At 63.8% G+C, this 15,238-nt stretch carries 16 protein-coding genes and 1 pseudogene; 14 read left to right on the forward strand and 3 right to left on the reverse strand.

The genetic code is table 11. The features are described 5' to 3' along the window. Nucleotides 1–22: 22 nt before the first annotated feature. From UIB01_RS08840 to UIB01_RS08870, 7 genes are all read left to right on the forward strand, one after another. Complete coding sequence (locus UIB01_RS08840) at nucleotides 23–757, forward strand: response regulator (protein WP_038659065.1); 735 nt, start codon at nucleotides 23–25, stop codon at nucleotides 755–757. Next, nucleotides 741–2,192 carry an ATP-binding protein gene (locus UIB01_RS08845; protein ID WP_038659068.1) on the forward strand — a complete coding sequence of 484 codons (1,452 nt, stop codon included), beginning with the start codon at nucleotides 741–743 and terminating at the stop codon, nucleotides 2,190–2,192. Before UIB01_RS08840 ends, UIB01_RS08845 begins: the two co-directional genes overlap by 17 nt. 158 nt (nucleotides 2,193–2,350) lie before the next feature. After that, nucleotides 2,351–3,598: an ABC transporter substrate-binding protein gene (locus UIB01_RS08850; RefSeq protein WP_038659070.1), complete on the forward strand. Its 1,248-nt coding sequence runs from the start codon at nucleotides 2,351–2,353 to the stop codon at nucleotides 3,596–3,598. Between the two features lie 109 nt (nucleotides 3,599–3,707). After that, nucleotides 3,708–4,625: a carbohydrate ABC transporter permease gene (locus tag UIB01_RS08855; protein ID WP_038659074.1), complete on the forward strand. Its 918-nt coding sequence runs from the start codon at nucleotides 3,708–3,710 to the stop codon at nucleotides 4,623–4,625. Then, the gene (locus UIB01_RS08860) at nucleotides 4,618–5,460 is read left to right on the forward strand and encodes a carbohydrate ABC transporter permease (RefSeq protein WP_038659077.1); all 843 of its coding nucleotides are present in this window, start codon (nucleotides 4,618–4,620) and stop codon (nucleotides 5,458–5,460) included. The genes UIB01_RS08855 and UIB01_RS08860 overlap by 8 nt, the downstream gene beginning before the upstream one ends. Nucleotides 5,461–5,471: 11 nt before the next feature. Next, nucleotides 5,472–6,644, forward strand: a complete 1,173-nt coding sequence (locus tag UIB01_RS08865) for an ABC transporter ATP-binding protein (RefSeq protein ID WP_038659079.1) — start codon at nucleotides 5,472–5,474, stop codon at nucleotides 6,642–6,644. Between the two features lie 109 nt (nucleotides 6,645–6,753). Continuing rightward, a complete protein-coding gene (locus UIB01_RS08870) occupies nucleotides 6,754–7,977 on the forward strand; it encodes a maltoporin (RefSeq protein ID WP_038659082.1) in 1,224 nt (407 codons plus the stop codon). Between the two features lie 10 nt (nucleotides 7,978–7,987). On the opposite strand, the gene UIB01_RS08875 is transcribed toward UIB01_RS08870, so the two are convergent. After that, the gene (locus UIB01_RS08875) at nucleotides 7,988–8,767 is read right to left on the reverse strand and encodes a hypothetical protein (RefSeq protein ID WP_038659085.1); all 780 of its coding nucleotides are present in this window, start codon (nucleotides 8,765–8,767) and stop codon (nucleotides 7,988–7,990) included. A gap of 80 nt (nucleotides 8,768–8,847) precedes the next feature. Next, nucleotides 8,848–9,807 (reverse strand): alpha/beta hydrolase, encoded by a 960-nt coding sequence (locus tag UIB01_RS08880; RefSeq protein ID WP_038659088.1) that lies wholly within the window; start codon nucleotides 9,805–9,807, stop codon nucleotides 8,848–8,850. A 145-nt stretch (nucleotides 9,808–9,952) separates the two neighbouring features. Here UIB01_RS08880 and aroC point away from each other — a divergent pair, with 145 nt between their 5' ends. The 7 genes and pseudogenes from aroC (at nucleotide 9,953) to UIB01_RS08910 (ending at nucleotide 14,285) form a co-directional block, all read left to right on the forward strand. Then, a complete protein-coding gene (aroC, locus tag UIB01_RS08885) occupies nucleotides 9,953–11,044 on the forward strand; it encodes a chorismate synthase (protein ID WP_038659091.1) in 1,092 nt (363 codons plus the stop codon). A gap of 74 nt (nucleotides 11,045–11,118) precedes the next feature. Further along, complete coding sequence (locus UIB01_RS08890; protein WP_038659095.1) at nucleotides 11,119–12,270, forward strand: MFS transporter; 1,152 nt, start codon at nucleotides 11,119–11,121, stop codon at nucleotides 12,268–12,270. A gap of 116 nt (nucleotides 12,271–12,386) precedes the next feature. Beyond that, the gene (locus UIB01_RS08895) at nucleotides 12,387–12,932 is read left to right on the forward strand and encodes a 1,2-dihydroxy-3-keto-5-methylthiopentene dioxygenase (RefSeq protein ID WP_038659098.1); all 546 of its coding nucleotides are present in this window, start codon (nucleotides 12,387–12,389) and stop codon (nucleotides 12,930–12,932) included. Between the two features lies 1 nt (nucleotide 12,933). Then, nucleotides 12,934–13,023 (forward strand): annotated as a pseudogene (locus UIB01_RS23410) (acireductone synthase); the annotation flags it as partial. A 290-nt stretch (nucleotides 13,024–13,313) separates the two neighbouring features. Then, nucleotides 13,314–13,523: a PLDc N-terminal domain-containing protein gene (locus tag UIB01_RS08900; RefSeq protein WP_023445151.1), complete on the forward strand. Its 210-nt coding sequence runs from the start codon at nucleotides 13,314–13,316 to the stop codon at nucleotides 13,521–13,523. Nucleotides 13,524–13,529: 6 nt separating this feature from the next. Beyond that, on the forward strand, nucleotides 13,530–13,721 hold the full coding sequence (locus tag UIB01_RS08905) for a PLDc N-terminal domain-containing protein (protein WP_038659102.1): 192 nt from the start codon (nucleotides 13,530–13,532) through the stop codon (nucleotides 13,719–13,721). Between the two features lie 3 nt (nucleotides 13,722–13,724). Then, complete coding sequence (locus tag UIB01_RS08910) at nucleotides 13,725–14,285, forward strand: histidine phosphatase family protein (RefSeq protein ID WP_038659105.1); 561 nt, start codon at nucleotides 13,725–13,727, stop codon at nucleotides 14,283–14,285. Here the strand turns inward: UIB01_RS08910 and UIB01_RS08915 are convergent. Beyond that, on the reverse strand, nucleotides 14,282–15,175 hold the full coding sequence (locus UIB01_RS08915) for a DNA-3-methyladenine glycosylase family protein (RefSeq protein WP_038659108.1): 894 nt from the start codon (nucleotides 15,173–15,175) through the stop codon (nucleotides 14,282–14,284). The two genes, UIB01_RS08910 and UIB01_RS08915, sit on opposite strands and share 4 nt — an antisense overlap. Nucleotides 15,176–15,238 lie beyond the last annotated feature (63 nt).

A 15,238-nucleotide genomic window follows, 5' to 3' on the forward strand; every position in this document is an offset into this window, starting at 1 on the left:
ACAACAAGAAAAGGGACGTGACGTGAGCCAAGCAGGTAAAAACATCCTTCTGGTCGATGACGATCAGGAAATCCGCGAACTGTTGCAGACCTATCTCAGCCGCTCGGGCTTTCAGGTGCGCGGCGTGCCGGACGGCGGGCAGTTTCGCGCTGCCCTGTGCGCCGAGCCGGCCGATCTGGTGATTCTCGACGTGATGCTGCCCGACGAAGACGGTTTCAGCCTCTGTCGCTGGATTCGCCAGCATGAACGGTTGGCTTCCATGCCGATCATCATGCTCACCGCCAGCTCCGACGAGGCCGATCGGGTCGTCGGCCTGGAGCTGGGTGCCGACGATTACCTGGGCAAACCCTTCAGCCCGCGCGAGTTGCTGGCGCGGATCAAGGCATTGCTGCGGCGGGTCAGCTTCGCCCAGGAGCGTGGCAGCGATGTGCTGGCCTTCGACGAGTGGCGGCTGGACATGATCAGCCACCGTCTCTTTCACGCCGACGGCGAAGAAGTCTTTCTCTCTGGCGCCGATTTCGCCTTGCTCAAGCTGTTTCTCGACCATCCGCAGCAGATCCTCGACCGCGACACCATCGCCAACGCCACGCGCGGCCGCGAGGTGATGCCGCTGGAGCGCATCGTCGACATGGCGGTCAGCCGTCTGCGCCAGCGCCTGCGCGACACCGGCAAATCGCCGCGGCTGATCCGCACCGTGCGTGGCAGCGGCTATCTCTTGGCCACCCAGGTAACGCCGCACCATGAATCTGCGCACTGAGCGGCGGCGCCTGCGGCTGGTGCCGCGCTCGCTGCTCGGACGGATGCTGCTCCTGACCCTGCTGGCGGTGTTGCTGGCTCAGGGCCTGTCGAGCCTGATCTGGCTGTCACAGCTGCGCGCCAGCCAGATGGAGGGCCTGCTGACCAGCGCCCGCAGCCTGGCGCAGTCGATGGCCGCCAGCGTCAGCTATTTCCGTTCCCTGCCGCTGGGTTATCGTCCGCTGGTACTCGATCAGTTGCGCAGCATGGGCGGCACGCGCTTCTTCGTCTCGCTCAACGACAATCCGCTGGACATGAAAATCCTCCCCGAAACGCCGCGCAAGCGGGCCGTCCTGCATGAGGTGGAGCAGGTGTTGCGCCAACGGCTCGGTGGCGAGGTGGACCTGACCATCGAGTTCGTCAGCCCGGACGACCTGCGCATCTTCAACAGCGGCATCAAGCTCGATGAACTGCCGCGCTCCTGGGCGCACTACGCGCTGGGGCTGGAGCCGCTGTCGCCACCGGTACTGGTGACGCAGATCCAGATCGCCCCGCAGGAGTGGCTCTATCTGGCCTCGCTGATGCCGGCACCCTACGTCAGCCTGGAAGACGAGGGTCTGCCGATTCAGCAGCTGTGGTTCATTGTGCTCACCAGCGCCTTTCTGCTGCTGTTCATTGGCTTGCTGGTGCGCTGGCAGAGCCGGCCGCTGAAGCGCTTGGCCAAGGCGGCGCGGGAGATGTCGGTAGGCGGCGAAGTGCGGCCTCTGACCGAGGCCGGGGCCAGTGAGATCGTCGAGGTGAGTCGCGCCTTCAACAACATGCGCGAGCGCATCAGCCGCTACCTGACCGAGCGCGGCCAGTTGTTCAGCGCGATTTCCCACGACCTGCGCACGCCGATCACGCGGCTGCGTCTGCGCGTCGAGCTGCTGGAGGATGAAGCCCAGCAGATCAAGTTCACCCGTGACCTCGACGAGCTGGAGTTGCTGGTCAAGGGCGCGTTGCAATGCGTGAAGGACACCGATATTCACGAGAACGTCGAGGCGGTGGATCTCAATCTGCTCCTCGAGCACATCGTCGAGCCGTATCAGGCCTGTGACCGCACCCGCGTGACCCTCGACGGCCACGCTTCGGCGCCTTATCCCGGCAAGCCACTGGCGCTCAAGCGCTGCATTGGCAATTTGCTGGATAACGCCTTGAAGTACGGTGAGCGCGCCCACCTGCATGTCGAGGATGGCAAGGACGCGCTGGTGCTGCACGTCGATGATGAGGGCCCCGGTGTGCCGGAACAGCGTCTCGAACAGGTCTTCGAGCCCCACGTGCGGCTCTCGGGGCAGCAGCAGGGCTACGGGCTAGGCCTGGGTATCGCGCGCAACATCGCCCATGCCCACGGCGGCGAGCTGAGCATGCGCAATCTGCAGCAGGGAGGGCTGAGGGTAACCCTGACTCTGCCGCGCTGAGTCCTGCGTCCGCCCCGCGTTACCTGAAGCGTCCCTTTGTAACGGCCTCGTGACCATCGGCCATCCCTTCGTTACCCAGTGTCCATTTTTCTGCGCATAGACTCGATCCATCGCAAGCGACCATGACTTGCAGGATAAAAACAAGAAGGTGCCCCTCCATGAATGCGTTCCATCGTCTCGCTCTATCCGTTTCCCTTGCCCTGCCTGTACTCGCCCACGCTGGTGAAGTCGAAGTTCTGCACTGGTGGACCTCCGGCGGTGAAAAGCGCGCGGCCGATACCCTGCAGAAGCTGGTCGAGCAGAAAGGCCACAGCTGGAAGGACTTCGCCGTCGCCGGCGGTGGTGGCGAGGCTGCCATGACCGTACTGAAAACCCGCGCCGTTTCCGGCAACCCGCCATCCGCCGCACAGATCAAGGGCCCGGACATTCAGGAGTGGGGCGAACTCGGCCTGCTCGCCAACCTCGATGACACCGCCAAGGCCGAGCGCTGGGACGAACTGCTGCCCGAGCAGGTGCGCAAGATCATGCAGTACGACGGCTCCTACGTGGCCGTGCCGGTCAACGTGCATCGGGTCAACTGGCTGTGGATCAACCCGGAGGTGTTCGAGAAGGCCGGCGCCAAGCCGCCGAAGACCCTCGATGAATTCTTCGCCGCGGCGGACAAGCTCAAGGCCGCCGGCTTCATTCCGGTCGCCCATGGCGGCCAGCCTTGGCAGGACGGCACCGTGTTCGAGGGTTTCGTACTGAGCATTCTCGGCCCGGACGACTATCACAAGGCCTTCGTCGAGCTGGATAACGACACCCTGACCGGCGACAAGATGGTCCAGGCCTTCACCGCCCTGAAAAAGCTGCGCGACTACATCGATGCCGATGCCGCCGGGCGCGAGTGGAACCGTGCTACCGGCATGGTCATCGACGGCAAGGCTGGCATGCAGATCATGGGCGACTGGGCCAAGAGCGAGTTCACCGCCGCCAACAAGGTCGCCGGCAAGGATTACCAGTGCCTGCCATTCCCCGGCACCCAGGGCAGCTTCGCCTTCAATATCGACTCCCTGGCGATGTTCAAGCTCAGCAACGACGACAACCGCAAGGCTCAGGAAGACCTGGCGCGCACCGTGCTGGAGCCGGAATTCCAGACCTTCTTCAACCAGAACAAGGGCTCGATTCCGGTTCGCCAGGACCAGGACATGAGCGAGTTCGATGCCTGTGCCCAGCAGTCGATGACCGACTTCAAGGAAGCCGCCAAGGGCAGCGGTCTGCAGCCCAGTCTGACTCATGGCATGGCTGCTTCTAGCTACGTGCAGGGCGCGGTGTTCGACGTCGTCACCAACTTCTTCAACGACCCCAAGGCCGACCCGCAAAAGGCGGCCAAGCAGCTGGCGGCGGCGATCAAGGCCGTGCAGTAACGCCAAGGGCGGACCGCCTCCGCCCGGTTCCCGAAACGTGCGTCCCGGTACAGGCTTTGGCCTGTGCCGCGGGCGACGACATCCCGGATTTCCATGAGGGATCAAATCCATGAGCTCCATCGCGCTTCAAGCCAGGCCCGCCAAGGCCTCGCCGCTCGACGCCCTGCAGCGCTGGCTGCCCAAGCTGGTGCTGGCGCCGAGCATGCTGATCGTGCTGGTCGGCTTCTACGCCTACATCGGCTGGACCTTCCTGCTCTCGTTCACCAATTCACGCTTCATGCCCAGCTACAAGTGGGTCGGCCTGCAGCAATACGAGCGACTGTGGGATAACGACCGCTGGTGGGTCGCCAGCCAGAACCTGCTGGTCTTTGGCGGCCTGTTCATCGCCATCAGCCTGACCATCGGTGTCGTGCTTGCCGTACTGCTGGATCAGCGTATTCGTCGCGAAGGGCTGATCCGCACCATCTACCTGTATCCCATGGCACTGTCGATGATCGTCACCGGCACCGCCTGGCAGTGGCTGCTCAATCCCGGCCTGGGCCTGGACAAGTTGCTGCGCGACTGGGGCTGGGAAGGCTTTCGCTTCGACTGGCTGGTCGATCCGGATCGGGTCATCTATTGCCTGGTGATCGCCGCGGTTTGGCAGGCCTCGGGCTTCGTCATGGCGCTGTTCCTCGCCGGTCTGCGCAGCGTCGATCAATCGATCATCCGCGCAGCCCAGGTGGATGGTGCGAGCCTGCCGACCATCTACCTGCGCATCGTGCTGCCGAGCCTGCGCCCGGTGTTCTTCAGTGCCTTGATGATTCTGGCCCATATCGCGATCAAGAGCTTCGACCTGGTGGCGGCGATGACTGCCGGTGGTCCGGGGTATTCCAGCGATCTGCCAGCGATGTTCATGTACGCCCATACCTTCACCCGCGGCCAGATGGGCCTGGGTGCGGCGAGCGCCATGCTGATGCTCGGCGCGGTGATGGCGATCATCGTGCCTTATCTGTACTCCGAGCTGAGGAACAAGCGCCATGTCTGACTTCGCGCAACCGCGCCTGACCCTCGGGCGCCTGGCCATCCATGCCACCCTGCTGCTGGCGTGCGCCGTCTACCTGGTGCCGCTGATCGTGATGCTGCTGACCAGCTTCAAGACCCCGGAAGACATCCGCACGGGCAACCTCCTGAGCTGGCCGCAAGCTTTCAGTGCGATGGGTTGGCTGACCGCCTGGGACAGCATCGGCGGCTACTTCTGGAACTCGGTGAAGATCGTCATTCCAGCCGTGCTGATTTCCACCGCGCTGGGCGCACTTAACGGGTATGTGCTGTCGATGTGGCGCTTCCGTGGTTCGCAGCTGTTCTTCGGTCTGCTGCTGTTCGGCTGCTTCCTGCCGTTCCAGGTGATCCTGCTGCCGGCGTCCTTCACCCTCGGCAAGCTCGGCCTGGCCAATACCACCACCGGTCTGGTGTTGGTCCATGTGGTCTACGGTCTGGCCTTCACCACACTGTTCTTCCGCAACTTCTACGTCAGCGTGCCGGATGCGCTGGTGCGCGCGGCGCGGTTGGATGGTGCCGGCTTCTTCACCATCTTCGGCCGCATCCTGCTGCCGATGTCGGTGCCGATCATCATGGTCTGCTTGATCTGGCAGTTCACCCAGATCTGGAACGACTTCCTCTTCGGCGTGGTGTTCGCCAGTGGCGACACCCAGCCGGTCACCGTGGCGCTGAACAACCTGGTGAACACCAGCACCGGTGCCAAGCAATACAACGTCGATATGGCCGCCGCGATGATCGCTGGCCTACCCACACTGGTGGTCTACGTGGTCGCCGGCAAATATTTCCTGCGCGGGCTGACTGCCGGCGCCGTCAAGGGTTGAGGAGAACAACAATGGCTTCCCTGGAACTGCGCAACGTTCAAAAGAGTTATGGCAACAGCCAGATAGCGACGCTGAAAGACATCGCGCTGAAGATCGACGCCGGTGAATTCCTCATCCTCGTCGGCCCTTCGGGCTGCGGTAAATCCACCCTGATGAACTGCATCGCCGGGCTGGAGAACATCACCGGCGGCGAGATTCTCGTCGACGGCGAGGACATCAGCCAGGCCAGTCCGAAGGATCGCGACATCGCCATGGTGTTCCAGTCCTATGCGCTGTATCCGACCATGAGCGTGCGCGACAACATTGCCTTCGGCCTGAAGATGCGCAAGGTGCCGGCGGCGAAGATCGAGGAGGAGGTGGCGCGGGTCGCCAAGCTGCTGCAGATCGAACCGTTGCTCGAGCGCAAGCCGTCGCAGCTCTCCGGTGGCCAGCAGCAACGCGTGGCCATGGGCCGGGCGCTGGCGCGGCGGCCGAAGATCTACCTGTTCGACGAGCCGCTGTCGAACCTCGATGCCAAGCTGCGGGTGGAGATGCGCACCGAGATCAAGCTGATGCACCAGCGGCTGAAGACCACCACTGTGTACGTCACCCATGACCAGATCGAGGCGATGACCCTCGGCGACAAGGTCGCGGTGATGAAAGATGGCGTGATCCAGCAGTTCGGCACGCCCCACGAGATCTACAACAACCCGGCCAATCTGTTCGTCGCCAGCTTCATCGGCTCGCCGCCGATGAACTTCGTACCGCTGCGCATCCGTCAGCGTGACGGGCGCTGGGTGGGTGTGCTCAACAGCGAGCAGGGCAGCTGTGAATTGCCGTTGCCGATTATCAGCGACGACGGGTTGCGTGATCGCGAACTCATTCTCGGCATCCGACCGGAACAGATCGGCCTGGCTCCAGCAGGATCAGCGGATTTTTCTCTGGCGGTCGACATCGAAGTGGTGGAACCCACCGGGCCAGACACCTTGGTGGTGTTCACGCTGAATCAGGTCAAGGCCTGCTGCCGCTTGGCGCCGGATCAGGCGCCGCGGGTGGGGGAAACGCTCAATCTGCAATTCGATCCGCGCCGGGCGCTGCTGTTCGATGCCCAGACCGGCGAGCGGCTGGGCGTGGTGCAGCCTGCGCCCGTGCGTGAGAGCAAGGTCACCCGACTGGTTTCCAACGGAGCGGGTACCGCGCAGTGAAATGCCGCCTGCCTTGCCAGCAGGCGGTGCGAAAGGTGGATGGTTACAGGAATGAACAGAGTCGTCTCGGCTCGATCCAGCGATCAATAACAACAAAAGCGGAGTGGATATGAAAAAAAACCTGACAGCCCTGGGCGTAGCGACTGCCGTTGCCGCGATGGCCCTGCCATTGAGCGGCCATGCCCTGGAATTCACCGGCTACATGCGTAGCGGCGTCGGTGAATCGGTCAACAGCGACTCGCAATCGTGCTTCCAACTGCCCGGCGCACCGACCAAGTACCGCCTCGGTAACGAATGTGAGCAGTACGGCGAGCTGGACCTTCGTCACGACCTCTACACCTTTGCCGATGGTTCGGTGCTGAGCGTGGAGGGCATGGCGGCGCTGTACAACCAGTACAACCATACCCCGAAGTTCACCGGTGATCATGGCTGGGCGCGGATGGTGCAGGCCTATGCCGAGTGGAGCAAGGTGCCGGCGCTGAACAACGGTTCTTTCTGGGCTGGTCGCCGCTTCTACAAGCGTAACGACATCCATATCTCCGATTTCTACTACTGGAACCAGAGCGCCACCGGCGCCGGTGTCGAGGACATGGAGATTGGCGGGCTGAAGTACAGCTACGCCTTCTCGCGCAAGGACAGCGTATTCCAGAAGGACTACGTCAATCGCCACGACTTCAACGTTGGCGGCTTCGACAGCAACCCGGGCGGGGAGCTGGAATTTGGCCTCAGCTACATCGACAAACCCAGTCGAGACGACGCCAATAGTGGTTGGGCGCTGACGGTGCAGCACGTGCAGTCCGACTTTCTCGGTGGCAAGAACACCCTGGCGTTGCAATATGGCGAAGGGCCCGGCACCGGCCTCGGCTATACCGGCGACGTGACCCTGGACGAAAGCGCCAAGAGCTGGCGCGTGGTGGAGTATTTCGACTGGCAGTTGACGCCGCGCTTCGGCGGCCAGTTCCAGGTGGTCTACCAGAAGGACAAGCGTGCTGACGGCGGCGATCAGGACTGGTGGTCGGTGGGTGCGCGCCCGGTCTATGCGTTCAGCGAGCAGTTCAAACTCGTCGCCGAAGTAGGGCATGACCAGATCGATGCCACCGACGGCACGCGCAAGCTGAGCAAGTTCACCGTCGCGCCGACCTGGTCACCCGCCGGTCCTGGCTTCTGGGCGCGGCCCGAGTTCCGTCTGTATTACACCTACGCCAGCTGGAACGATGCCGCGCAGCGTGCCGCCAACCTGATGGCTGAGGGCTCTGCGTTGTCCGACACCGGTGCGTTCGGCAATGCGCAGCACGGTTCGAACTTCGGCGTACAGGTAGAACACTGGTGGTAAGAGTCGCGCCTTAGCGCGTCGCCATCCAGATCAGCAGTCCGGCCTGGAACAGCGCCAGCGCGATCAGGCAAACGATGGTGAATCGCAGCGCACCGTCTTCACGGCGGAAGCGGGCGATTCGCTCCTGCAGTTCACGAATCTGGTTTTCCTGCGCCTGCAGGTTGCGGTCGGCCTGCTCCAGCATCGCCGCGGCATCCTGCAGTTCAACGACCTGTACCTTCTCGCCGTTCCAGTCGGGGCGCAGCGCGCTGACCCGCGGCGCGCCGTAGGTCGCCTTGGCCGCCTGATCCTTGGGGAAGTCGATATCGAAACCCTGGGTGCGCAGGCAGTGGTCACGGCGCAGGCGCTGATCGTCACTCGCTACGTCCTTGGGCAGCGATCCGCCCTCGACCAGATAATGGCCCCAGCGTCGCTGTGCCCACGCGGCGCCTTGCGCCAGCAAAAAACGGCCGAGTCCGCGATTGGCCGGTTCCAGCCGCAAACCCGAGTCCGGCCCGAAGCGCAGCTCCTTGCTGCGGTGATCGGCCCAGACCTCCAGCACGTTGTTCTTGCGCGAGCGCACCTGGCCGGGAATGTTGATGAACATTCGTAGCAGGCTCTGCTCAGGTGTATGCCGTTCCAGCTGGGCAAGCTCGACGAAGCACAGCGGGCGCGCGCCGCCGTCGCGCTCGGTTGGCAGCGGGGCCAGGCGCAGCAAGCGGAAACGGTCAGGCTTAAGCTCCGCCCACGGATGCTTTGGCGGTGCCGGCTGTGTGTTGTCGGTGCTCTGGGCGGTTTCGGTGTCAGTCATCTGCGCGTTCCTGGCCTGCGCGGCGGCTCGTTCCGGAGTGATATCGTGCCATCGTCACGGGGCTATCGGCTGCGCAGCGCCTAACTGGAGGCTGGCAGGATGCCATTAGCTCGCAAAAAGTGCTGGATGTGCTCGAGCACGCCGCGTGCGAGCGGCAGATTCGGGTCGTCGTAAGAAGCCAGCTGCGCGGCACTCGCCGGCACGATGCGCAGCACATGGTTCATGCCGTCGATCAGTGCCAGTCTGGCGTCAGGCTTCGCTCGCTGCAGCGCTTCAGCGTCTTCGACGCCAACCTGGATGTCATGGCGCCCCTGAAGAATCAACGCCGGAACATCCACCGCCGCGAAGGCCGCGGCCGGGTCGTAGGCGAACAACGAGATCAGATAAGGCTGCACGCTGGGTCGGAACAGCACCTGCAGTGGTTCGGGCACTTCGGCGTGGGCGCGTCCGGCCTTGAGTTCGTCAATCAGGAATTGGCTGGTGGCGAGCAGCGCGGGCGGCAGGCGACCCTGCAACTGCGCACGCAGCACTTCGTCGATCGGCCTGCCGCTGCCGGCGATGCTGATCAGCGCGGCGGCTCCCGACTTCGGCGCGGCGAGACTGGCGATCAGTGCGCCCTCGCTGTGGCCGACGAGGATCAGCTCGCTGAAGCGGGGGTCGCCCTTGAGCCTCGTGCTCCAGGCCAACGCGTCGCTGACGTAGGCGTCGACGCTGAGGTCGCGCTCGTTCGGTGCGGCTGCCAGGCTGGCGCCGACGCCGCGCTTGTCATAGCGCAGGCTGGCCACGCCTTGTCGCGCCAGGCCCTGGGCGAGGCGTTTGAGGCTGTCGTTGTGCCCGGCCGGGTTGTTGCCGTTGCGGTCGGTCGGCCCGGAGCCTGCGATCAGCAGTGCCACTGGCACCGGTTGTTCACTCTTGGGCAACAGCAGGCTGCCCTGCAGTACGCCGTTGCCGGTGTCCAGATTCAGGGTCTGATTGAGCAGGGTCTGCGCCTGCGAGAGAGAGGGCATGGTTAGTAGCAGCAGTATCAGCAGGGCACGCATGGATGGACTTCGTTGGTCACGGAGCAGGTTGGACGCAGCAATCGGCGCAAAGGTCAGTATGCGCCGGCAACAGGGGCGATGACACCGCAGCGCCCTCAGGTATACTTCCGGCCCCTGTTTTTCGGTCGATCGCGGAGCGTCCTGCATGTCCGGCAATACCTACGGCAAGCTGTTCACCGTCACCACTGCCGGCGAAAGCCATGGTCCTGCGCTGGTGGCTATCGTCGACGGTTGCCCGCCCGGGCTGGAGCTGTCGCTGGAAGATCTGCAGCGCGACCTCGACCGTCGCAAGCCGGGTACCAGCCGGCATACCACCCAGCGTCAGGAAGCCGACGAGGTGGAAATCCTTTCCGGTGTGTTCGAAGGCAAGACCACGGGTTGCCCGATCGGCCTGCTGATCCGCAACACCGATCAGAAGTCCAAGGACTACTCGGCGATCAAGGACCAGTTCCGCCCGGCCCATGCCGACTACACCTATCACCACAAGTACGGTGTGCGCGACTACCGCGGCGGTGGCCGCAGCTCGGCGCGCGAGACTGCCATGCGCGTGGCGGCCGGTGCCATTGCCAAGAAGTATCTGGCGACCCTGGGTATCGTCGTTCGCGGCTATATGAGCCAGCTCGGCCCGATCGAGATCCCGTTCAAGACCTGGGATAGCGTCGAGCAGAACGCTTTCTTCAGCCCCGATCCGGACAAGGTGGCGGAGCTTGAGGCCTACATGGACCAGCTGCGTCGCGACCAGGATTCGGTGGGCGCGAAGATCACCGTGGTTGCCGAAGGCGTGCCGCCGGGACTTGGCGAGCCGATCTTCGACCGCCTGGATGCCGAGCTGGCCCATGCGCTGATGAGCATCAACGCGGTCAAGGGCGTTGAGATCGGCGCCGGTTTCGCCTCGGTCGCCCAGCGTGGCACCGAGCATCGCGATGAGCTGACGCCGCAGGGTTTCCTTTCCAACAATGCCGGCGGCATTCTTGGCGGCATTTCCAGTGGTCAGCCGATCGTCGCTCATCTGGCGCTCAAGCCGACGTCCAGCATCACCACACCAGGGCACTCGATCGATGTCAGCGGCGCGCCAGTGGATGTCATCACCAAGGGTCGCCACGACCCCTGCGTCGGCATTCGTGCCACGCCGATCGCCGAAGCGATGATGGCCATCGTGCTGCTCGATCACCTGCTGCGTCATCGCGGACAGAACGCCGATGTGCAGGTAACGACGCCGGTGCTGGGCCAGCTTTGACCAGCAATCGGCACCCTGCGAGCCGCACGCGGTTGGCTTCGATGCCTCCGCTTGCGGCCTGAAGCCTGCCGCGCATGAATGCTCCGTTGCCGTACTGGCGCCTGTCCGGCTTCTATTTTTTCTACTTCGCCTTGCTCGGCTCCACGGCGCCGTTTCTCGGGCTGTACTTCGATCATCTGGGTTTCTCGCCGGAGCGGATCGGCGAGCTGATCGCCATTCCCATGCTGATGCGCTGTCTGGCGCCGAATCTCTGGGGCTGGCTGGGCGATGCCACCGGGCGACGTCTGGAAATCGTCCGTCTCGGTGCCCTGTGCACCTTGCTGTCCTTCGGTCTGATCTTCTTCGACAAGAGCTTTGCCTGGCTGGCGATGGTGATGGCGTTGCATGCCTTTTTCTGGCACGCCGTCCTGCCGCAGTTCGAAGTCATCACCCTGGCCCATCTGCATGAGCAGGCCGAGCGCTACAGCCAGGTCCGGTTGTGGGGCAGCATTGGTTTCATCCTCGCGGTGGTCGGGCTCGGGCTGCTGTTCCAGCGGCTGAGTCTTGATCTCTACCCAACAGCCGTGGCCGTGGTCATGGTGGGTATCGTGCTGAGCAGCCTCTGGGTGCCCAATGCCCATCCGCGTCAGCGCGCCGAAGTGGCCGGGGAGGGTGGTTTTCTCGCCCAGCTGCGCCGACCGGGGGTGCTGGCGTTCTATGCCTGCGTGGCGCTGATGCAGTTGGCGCACGGGCCGTACTACACCTTCTTCAGCATCCACCTGGAGGCGCTCGGTTACAGCCGCAGCTTTATTGGACTGATGTGGGCGCTGGGCGTAGTGGCCGAAATTCTGCTGTTTCTGGTGATGGCGCGCCTGTTGGCGCGCTTCTCGCTTCGCCTGGTGCTGCTGGCCAGCTTCCTGATCGCCGCGCTGCGCTGGGTCCTGCTGGGGCAGTTTGCCGATCATCTTGCCGTGCTGCTGATCGCGCAGCTGATGCACGCGGCGACCTTCGGTAGCTTCCACGCCGCCGCGATTCACTTTGTCCAGCGCAGTTTCGGCCACCGCCAGCAGGGCCAGGGTCAGGCGCTATACGCCAGTCTGTCCGGCATCGGCGGGGCCCTGGGGGCGCTTTACGCCGGCTATGCCTGGTCCGGCCTCGGGCCGGGCTGGTCGTTCGCCATCGCCAGCCTGGCGGCATTGGCTGCAGCCGTTATCATTGCCTTCCGCTTGCAGGAGCACCGAGCCTGACTGCCACGCGTCGCCAATTTCGTTTCGGGGCGAACTGAAAAATGCGCGCCCCGCAGCCCAGCAAATTCCTGCCTGGCCGGTAGCGACCGACCAGACGACTTTTCGGAGAGCCGAACATGAGTGTCCTCAGCGTCTATCACGAGACCCGACCCGACCAGCCGCTCAAGGTGCTGACCCACGCCGAAGACATCGCCGCGACCCTCTCCGAGGTCGGCGTGCAGCTGGAGCGCTGGGAGGCCAGCGCGCCGATCGCCGCCGGTGCCAGCCAGGAAGAGGTGATTGCCGCCTACCGGCCGCAGATCGACAAGCTCATGACCGAGCGCGGCTTCGTCACGGTCGATGTGATCAGCGTGACCCGCGACCATCCACAGAAGGACGAGCTGCGCGCGAAGTTCCTCGACGAGCATCGACACGCTGAAGACGAGGTGCGCTTCTTCGTCGCCGGGCGCGCGCTGTTCAGTCTGCACATCGAGGACATGGTCTACGCCGTACTCTGCGAAAAGCACGACCTGATCTCAGTGCCCGCCGGCACACGCCACTGGTTCGACATAGGCGAGGAGCCGCACTTCGTCGCCATCCGCCTGTTCAAAAACCCCGAAGGCTGGGTCGCCGAGTACACCGGCGAAAGCATCGCCGATCAGTTCCCGCGACTGGACGACTGAACTGCCGGTCAAGGTGATCCTCACCGACATCGAAGGCACCATCAGCTTGGTCAGCTTCGTTTTCGACGTGCTGACCCCTGAGCTCGCGCGCATCTGCCGGTGTACACCGCCTGCCGTGCCGTAGCCCGCGGTAGCTGCGCAGATCGAGACAGTGCGAGGTGTTTGTTCTTTCCGATGTAGTCGATGGGTTCAATGCCACACAACAGGCGGTACGCAGGTCTGGGGGCTGGGCGTGATGGCGGCGCGCTAGGCGAGCAGAAATCGTCGTCAGCGCTGCGCAGATCGGCCCGCTCGCTATTGAGCTGCCCTGGCCAAGGGAACTGAACCCTGCCGCCGTGCTGGCATCCTAAGTTAGGTACTCACCCAAACAGGAGCGTACCCATGGGAGACGCCTTCGGCGGTATTTTCGGCCTGCTCATTCTGATACTGGATATCTGGGCGATCATCAGCATTGTTCGTAGCGACAGCACCGGCGGCAAGAAGGTGCTCTGGGTTCTTCTGATTGTTCTGCTGCCAGTGCTCGGCCTGATCATCTGGGGGATCATGGGGCCGCGCGGCAATCGGCCCGATGCCCGTGGACCTTATCGGTAACGATTGATGGAAAGCCTGAGTGGACCGCTAGCGATTGTGGTGCTGGTGTTGGACGTCCTGGCAATCGCCTATGTCTGGCGCAGTCGTATCGAAATCGGTCGCAAAGTCGTTTGGTCATTTGTGATCCTGCTGCTGCCTGTGGTCGGGTTGATCATGTGGGCGGCAGCGGCGGGGCCGTTCGGCAAGGCGCGGCTCTGACGCATGTGGTGCAGCGGGTTGGTGATCGGCCTGCTGATCCTTTTTATGGAAGCCGCACTGGCTGACGACGCGGTGGCATGGCAGGCGCTGCGTGAAGGGCGGGCCATCCTGGTTATGCGCCATGCATTCGCGCCTGGGCTAGGCGATCCGCCGGGCTTTGTCCTCGAAGACTGTAAAACTCAACGAAATCTGAATGAGCAGGGCCGCGCGGAAGCCCAGCGTTGGGGCGTCCGACTGCGCGAAGCGGGCCTGACCGGAGTGCGTCTGTTCAGCAGCCGTTGGTGTCGCGCGCTCGAAACCGCCGAGCACATGGCGCTCGCGCCGGTGGAGCCTTTGCCGGCCCTGGATTCGTTCTTTGCTTCTCCTGTAAGCGAGCAATCGCATACCGCGGCACTGCGCGAGGCCGTCGGTCAGTTGCAACCGTCCGAGGTGGCGATTCTGGTCACCCATCAGGTCAATATCACCGCGCTGACCGGGATATTTCCGCAATCCGGCGAGGGACTGATCCTCGAGCTGCCGTTGGCTAGCCCGCCCAGGGTGCTGTTGCGTCTCGCGCCGCCTTAGCCGCCCTTGGTCTCTTTGGCCCCTTGGGAGTAGTCGTCCCAGATATGGATCGCTGCATAAGCGCGCCATGGACGCCAGGCTTCGGCCCGGTCTGCCAGTGCCTTGGCACTGATGCCATCCGGCCCCCACAGCGGCGCCTTGAGCAGGCCCAGATCGGCGGCGGGAAAGGCGTCGGCGACACCAAAGCCACGCAGCGCAATGTACTCGGCAGTCCATGGCCCGATTCCTGGCAGCTCGCACAGCCGCCGGACCAGCGTATCGGCGCCATCTTCCACGTGCAGGTGCAACGCACCCTCGGCCACTGCAGCGGCCAGTCGGCGTAACGCCTGGGCGCGCTTGGCCGGCATGCCGATGTTTTCCAACTGGTCATCGGCGATTGCCTGCGCCGTGGGAAATAGCATCTCCAGCCCGGCTGGCGCCTGCGGCAATGGTTCGCCGAGACGCTCCACGATTCGGCGGGTAATCGTCACAGCCGCCTTGACCGTAACTTGCTGGCCGACCACCGCGCGTACAGCCTGCTCGAACGGGTCGTAGGCCGCCAGCAGACGCAGGCCGGGTTGCGCCGCAACCAGCGGGCCGAGTGCCGGGTCGCTGACGAAATGCGCGGCGATCGCCTGCGGGTCGGCGTCCAGGTCGAACATCTTGCGCACCTTGGCGACCAGCGGCTGGGTGGCGCGCCGCAGCGAGTCGCTGAGCATGAGCTCGAGAACGGGCCGGTCGTCCGCCGCGTTCACGCTAAGCCAGCCGCTGGCATCGCCCAGGCGCAGCGTGCGGGCATAGCCACCTGGGTCCAGGCGCTCCACGCCGGGTAGCAGACGCAGCGCGAAGTGACGCTGGAACTGTTGCCAATCCCAGGGTTCGAGGTAGGGCAGGAGTATGGTTTCGCTCATTTCCAGACCCTAGCGTCTGTGCGCCGCTTTGTCGCCCCGAAGTGTGCTTTCGAGCCCCTGTGA

Origin of the sequence: Stutzerimonas decontaminans, from assembly GCF_000661915.1 — a bacterium.
In the GTDB taxonomy this organism is placed as follows: Bacteria; Pseudomonadota; Gammaproteobacteria; order Pseudomonadales; family Pseudomonadaceae; genus Stutzerimonas; species Stutzerimonas decontaminans.

Bases quoted from the DNA above. Each gene is read 5' to 3' on its own strand.
- UIB01_RS08910 (WP_038659105.1), top strand. From the start codon at position 13,725: ATGTGGTGCAGCGGGTTGGTGATCGGCCTGCTGATCCTTTTTATGGAA.
- UIB01_RS08850 (WP_038659070.1), top strand. From the start codon at position 2,351: ATGAATGCGTTCCATCGTCTCGCTCTATCCGTTTCCCTTGCCCTGCCT.
- UIB01_RS08880 (WP_038659088.1), bottom strand. From the start codon at position 9,807: ATGCGTGCCCTGCTGATACTGCTGCTACTAACCATGCCCTCTCTCTCG.
- UIB01_RS08855 (WP_038659074.1), top strand. From the start codon at position 3,708: ATGAGCTCCATCGCGCTTCAAGCCAGGCCCGCCAAGGCCTCGCCGCTC.
- UIB01_RS08905 (WP_038659102.1), top strand. From the start codon at position 13,530: ATGGAAAGCCTGAGTGGACCGCTAGCGATTGTGGTGCTGGTGTTGGAC.
- UIB01_RS08870 (WP_038659082.1), top strand. From the start codon at position 6,754: ATGAAAAAAAACCTGACAGCCCTGGGCGTAGCGACTGCCGTTGCCGCG.
- UIB01_RS08915 (WP_038659108.1), bottom strand. From the start codon at position 15,175: ATGAGCGAAACCATACTCCTGCCCTACCTCGAACCCTGGGATTGGCAA.
- UIB01_RS08890 (WP_038659095.1), top strand. From the start codon at position 11,119: ATGAATGCTCCGTTGCCGTACTGGCGCCTGTCCGGCTTCTATTTTTTC.
- aroC (WP_038659091.1), top strand. From the start codon at position 9,953: ATGTCCGGCAATACCTACGGCAAGCTGTTCACCGTCACCACTGCCGGC.
- UIB01_RS08865 (WP_038659079.1), top strand. From the start codon at position 5,472: ATGGCTTCCCTGGAACTGCGCAACGTTCAAAAGAGTTATGGCAACAGC.
- UIB01_RS08860 (WP_038659077.1), top strand. From the start codon at position 4,618: ATGTCTGACTTCGCGCAACCGCGCCTGACCCTCGGGCGCCTGGCCATC.
- UIB01_RS08845 (WP_038659068.1), top strand. From the start codon at position 741: ATGAATCTGCGCACTGAGCGGCGGCGCCTGCGGCTGGTGCCGCGCTCG.
- UIB01_RS08900 (WP_023445151.1), top strand. From the start codon at position 13,314: ATGGGAGACGCCTTCGGCGGTATTTTCGGCCTGCTCATTCTGATACTG.
- UIB01_RS08895 (WP_038659098.1), top strand. From the start codon at position 12,387: ATGAGTGTCCTCAGCGTCTATCACGAGACCCGACCCGACCAGCCGCTC.
- UIB01_RS08875 (WP_038659085.1), bottom strand. From the start codon at position 8,767: ATGACTGACACCGAAACCGCCCAGAGCACCGACAACACACAGCCGGCA.